The organism is Bradyrhizobium sp. 31Argb, from assembly GCF_043638955.1.
GTDB lineage: Bacteria > Pseudomonadota > Alphaproteobacteria > Rhizobiales > Xanthobacteraceae > Bradyrhizobium.
This window is the reverse complement of sequence record NZ_JBEGDB010000446.1, coordinates 1-4,006: the sequence shown is the minus strand read 5'-3', so window position 1 is coordinate 4,006 and position 4,006 is coordinate 1. Positions and strand designations below refer to the sequence as shown.

Sequence of the window (4,006 nt, the reverse complement as noted above, 5' to 3'; positions counted from 1 at the left end):
CGCAACCTCGGACCGGCCGACAGTCGGAGCTACATCCGTCAAGCGAAAGTAACATCCTCAGGTGAGGCAATACGCGATGACAATTTTCGGAGACGACTCGGCAGCCATCGTTCACTCGTGTTCCCTAAAAACTATCCATAGCACGATGGAAGCCAGCTCAAAGCCTTGTAATTATGGACAATTGGGACTAGCTCCTGCCCATCAATCAGGCAGATTTAGATATGCAACAGGCGGCCGCGCCAAAAATCTCGTTTGTTTCGCTTGGATGTCCAAAGGCGCTTGTGGATTCCGAGCGCATCATCACGCGGCTGCGGGCCGAGGGCTATGAGCTCGCGCGCAAGCATGACGGCGCCGATATCGTCATCGTCAACACCTGCGGTTTCCTCGACAGCGCCAAGCAGGAATCACTCTCGGCGATCGGCGAGGCCATGGCCGAGAACGGCAAGGTGATCGTGACCGGCTGCATGGGCGCGGAACCCGAGCAGATCGAGAGCGCCTATCCGGGCGTGCTCTCGATCACGGGTCCGCAGCAATATGAGAGCGTGCTGGACGCCGTGCACCGCGCGCTGCCGCCGATGCACAACCCGCATCTCGACCTGGTCCCCCCGCAGGGCGTCAAGCTGACCCCGCGCCATTATGCCTACCTGAAGATCTCCGAGGGCTGCAACAACCGCTGCACCTTCTGCATCATCCCCAAGCTGCGCGGCGACCTGGTATCGCGGCCTGCCAACGACGTGCTGCGCGAGGCCGAGCGGCTGGTAAAGGCAGGCGTCAAGGAACTGCTGGTCATCTCGCAGGACACCTCGGCCTATGGCATCGACCTGAAATATGCCGAGAGCCCGTGGCAGGATCGCTCCGTCCGCGCCAAATTCTTCGACCTGGCAAAAGAGCTCGGCGAACTCGGCGCCTGGGTGCGGCTGCAATATGTCTACCCGTACCCGCATGTCGACGAGGTCTTCGCCCTGATGACCGAGGGCAAGGTGCTGCCCTATCTCGACATCCCCTTCCAGCACGCCAGCCCGGATGTCCTGAAAGCCATGAAGCGTCCCGCCGCGCAGGACAAGACGCTGGCGCGCATCAAGCAATGGCGCGAGCAGTGCCCGGAGCTTACGCTGCGCTCGACCTTCATCGTCGGATTCCCGGGCGAGACCGATTCCGATTTCGCCTATCTGCTCGACTGGCTCGACGAAGCCGAGATCGACCGCGTCGGCTGCTTCAAATACGAGCCGGTTGCAGGCGCCACCTCCAACGCGCTCCCCGGCGCCGTGCCGGATGAGATCAAGCAGGAGCGTTACAACGCGCTGATGGCCCGCCAGCAGAAGATCTCCGCGCGCCGGCTGAAGCGTAAGGTCGGCACAAGGCAACAGATCATCATCGACGAGGTCGGCCCGACCGTCGCGCGAGGCCGGTCGAAGGCTGATGCGCCGGAGATCGATGGTGCGGTCTATCTCTCGAGCCGACGCCCGCTGAAGGTCGGCGAGATCGTCACTGCAAAGATCGAACGCTCTGACGAATATGACCTGCACGGCAGCGTCGCCGGATTCTGAGCGGTCTCTGCGTCGATAGTTGCAGCCAGTTCGGACGATTTGATCCAGCTCAATGCTCGTTCAACGTCCGCCAAACGATATTCAAATTTCGGAGAATCCTGCCGCCACTCCGGTGGCAAGGAATGGCGTTGCCTGATAATTCGCATCCCGCGAAGCCGCTTTTGCGTGCCAATCTTAGATTAGTATCTATAACTATAACAACTTCAAGATGTCACGCTCCATTCACGGACTCGGCCTATGGCTCGCGCACCTTCAAATCCAAGGGGTGAATGATGAGCCGCTTCTCGAAGACACTGCGCACACAACGTTTTGACGATTACCGCTACTACCACCAGAGCCGCATCAATCAGACGCTGCACCTGATCAGCGCCGTCATATTCCTGGTCTGCTATGGGCTGCTATTCACCCATCCGGCCATGGCCGGTCTGGTCGGCTGGCTCGCGATGTTGACGAGGCAGACCGGGCACTTCTTCTTTGAGCCCAACGGCTATGACGACGTGAACAAGGTTTCCAACGAGTACAAGGAAGCGATCAAGGTCGGCTACAACCAAAGCCGCAAGATCGTGCTGCTGGTCGTCTGGGGGCTAGCACCGGTCGCGCTGTTCGTCTTTCCGACGCTGTTCGGCCTGTTCTCACCGCCGGCCACCAGGCTCGACTTCATCCGTCACGTCGGTGCCGTCTGGCTCGCGATCGGCATCGCCGGCGGGCTCGCCCGCATGATCCAGCTCTTCATCATCAAGGACGTGCCGACAGGACTGATCTGGGTCTGGAAGGTCCTGACCGATCCGTTCCACAACATCGCGCTGTACTACAAATCGCCGCTCGCCCTGCTCCGTGGCGAACTGATCGACACGTCCATCGCCGACGCCGATTGGGGCGAGGAGGACACCGAAGAGGCGCCGCGCGCGACTTGACATTCCCTGCCCTTGCGCTGTATGGCCCATCGCCATGAAGCTGAACCGGACCATCCGCCGCGCTACTTTCCGTCGTCGCACCCGCGACGATGATGGGTTGCGCCATGTCCGACGCCAGCGCTGACTAGCTAGTTCAGCCTAAGGTTTTCGAGAAGGCCGCACCCTCAAACGTGCGGCCTTCTTGCGTTGCCGCCTGCCTTTCATCCCAAGCAATTCAAGGAGCCTGACATGCCTGACACCTTCCATCCGTTCGACGCGCTGATGGACATCACCGCGCGCCCGAAGACCGTGTTTGTCCGCGGCGAAGGCTCCTATCTCTGGGACGATACTGGCCGCCGTTATCTCGATTTCGTGCAGGGTTGGGCGGTCAACTGCCTCGGCCATTCGCCGCCTGCTGTCGCCGAAGCGATCGCCGCGCAGGCCAAGTGTCTGTTGACCCCGAGCCCGGCCTTCTACAACGAACCCAGCCTCAAGCTTGCCAATGCGCTCGTCGAGAACAGCTGCTTCGACCAGGTGTTCTTCGCCAATTCCGGCGCGGAAGCCAATGAAGGCGCGATCAAGCTCGCGCGAAAATATGGGACAAAATACAAGAACGGCGCGTTCGAGATCATCACCTTCGAGGGTGGCTTTCACGGCCGCACGCTCGCGACCATGTCGGCCTCCGGCAAGAAGGCGTTCGAACCGCTGTTCGAACCGAAGGTGCCGGGCTTTCGCAAAGCCCAGCTCAACGACATCGCGTCGGTTGAGGAGCTGATTTCATCGAATACGGTTGCCGTGATGCTGGAGCCGATCCAGGGCGAGGCCGGCGTCTGGCCCGCGACCGATCAATTCCTGAAGGAGCTGCGCACGCTGACCAGCGAGCACGGCATGCTGCTGATCGTCGACGAGATCCAGACCGGCATGGGCCGCACCGGAAAACTCTTCCACTACGAGCATGCCGGGATTGGGCCCGATATCATGACGCTCGGCAAGGGCATCGGCGGCGGCGTACCGCTCGCCGCCTTGCTCGCGACCGAGCATGCGGCCTGCTTCGACCATGGCGACCAGGGCGGCACCTTCAACGGCAATCCGTTGATGTGCGCCGCGGGGCTTGCCGTCCTCGAACAGGTCGGCAAGCCGGAATTCCTGAAGTCCGTCGCTGACACCGGCCTGTTCCTGGAAAGCGAGCTGCAGCGGCTCTCGGCCCGGCACGGGCTCGGCGAAGTGCGCGGCCGCGGACTGTTGCTGGCGCTCGACCTGAAACTGCCTATCGGCGCAGCCATCGTGGCGCAGGCGTTCTCGAAAGGCCTGCTGATCAACTCGCCACAACCCGACGCGCTGCGCTTCATGCCGGCGCTCAACGCGTCGCGGGCCGAGATCGCCGAGATGATCGAGGGCCTGGACGCAATCCTGACGCAAGTGGGAGCCGCACGCCGGGTGGCGTAGTCCTCTCCGTCATTGCGAGCGCAGCGAAGCAATCCATGCCTCGGCAAGCGGATCGGGATAGGGGGAAGCCTCGCGGCTTCGCCCCTCCCACACCACCGGACGTACGGGTCCGTATCCGGC

General features: G+C 61.8%; 3 protein-coding genes. All 3 read left to right on the top strand.

The annotated features are described in order from the left end of the window. Positions 1-221 precede the first annotated feature (221 nt). The 3 genes from rimO (at position 222) to AAFX91_RS39665 (ending at position 3,886) form a co-directional block, all read left to right on the top strand. A complete protein-coding gene (rimO, locus tag AAFX91_RS39675; protein ID WP_130583807.1) occupies positions 222-1,547 on the top strand; it encodes a 30S ribosomal protein S12 methylthiotransferase RimO in 1,326 nt (441 codons plus the stop codon). Positions 1,548-1,819: 272 nt separating this feature from the next. Further along, a complete protein-coding gene (locus AAFX91_RS39670) occupies positions 1,820-2,461 on the top strand; it encodes a hypothetical protein (RefSeq protein ID WP_282531148.1) in 642 nt (213 codons plus the stop codon). Positions 2,462-2,689: 228 nt separating this feature from the next. Next, positions 2,690-3,886, top strand: a complete 1,197-nt coding sequence (locus AAFX91_RS39665; RefSeq protein ID WP_394570125.1) for an acetylornithine transaminase — start codon at positions 2,690-2,692, stop codon at positions 3,884-3,886. Positions 3,887-4,006 lie beyond the last annotated feature (120 nt).

What these genes read in the sequence shown, in the direction of transcription:
- rimO (WP_130583807.1), top strand. Translation starts at nt 222, where the DNA reads ATGCAACAGGCGGCCGCGCCAAAAATCTCGTTTGTTTCGCTTGGATGT.
- AAFX91_RS39670 (WP_282531148.1), top strand. Translation starts at nt 1,820, where the DNA reads ATGAGCCGCTTCTCGAAGACACTGCGCACACAACGTTTTGACGATTAC.
- AAFX91_RS39665 (WP_394570125.1), top strand. Translation starts at nt 2,690, where the DNA reads ATGCCTGACACCTTCCATCCGTTCGACGCGCTGATGGACATCACCGCG.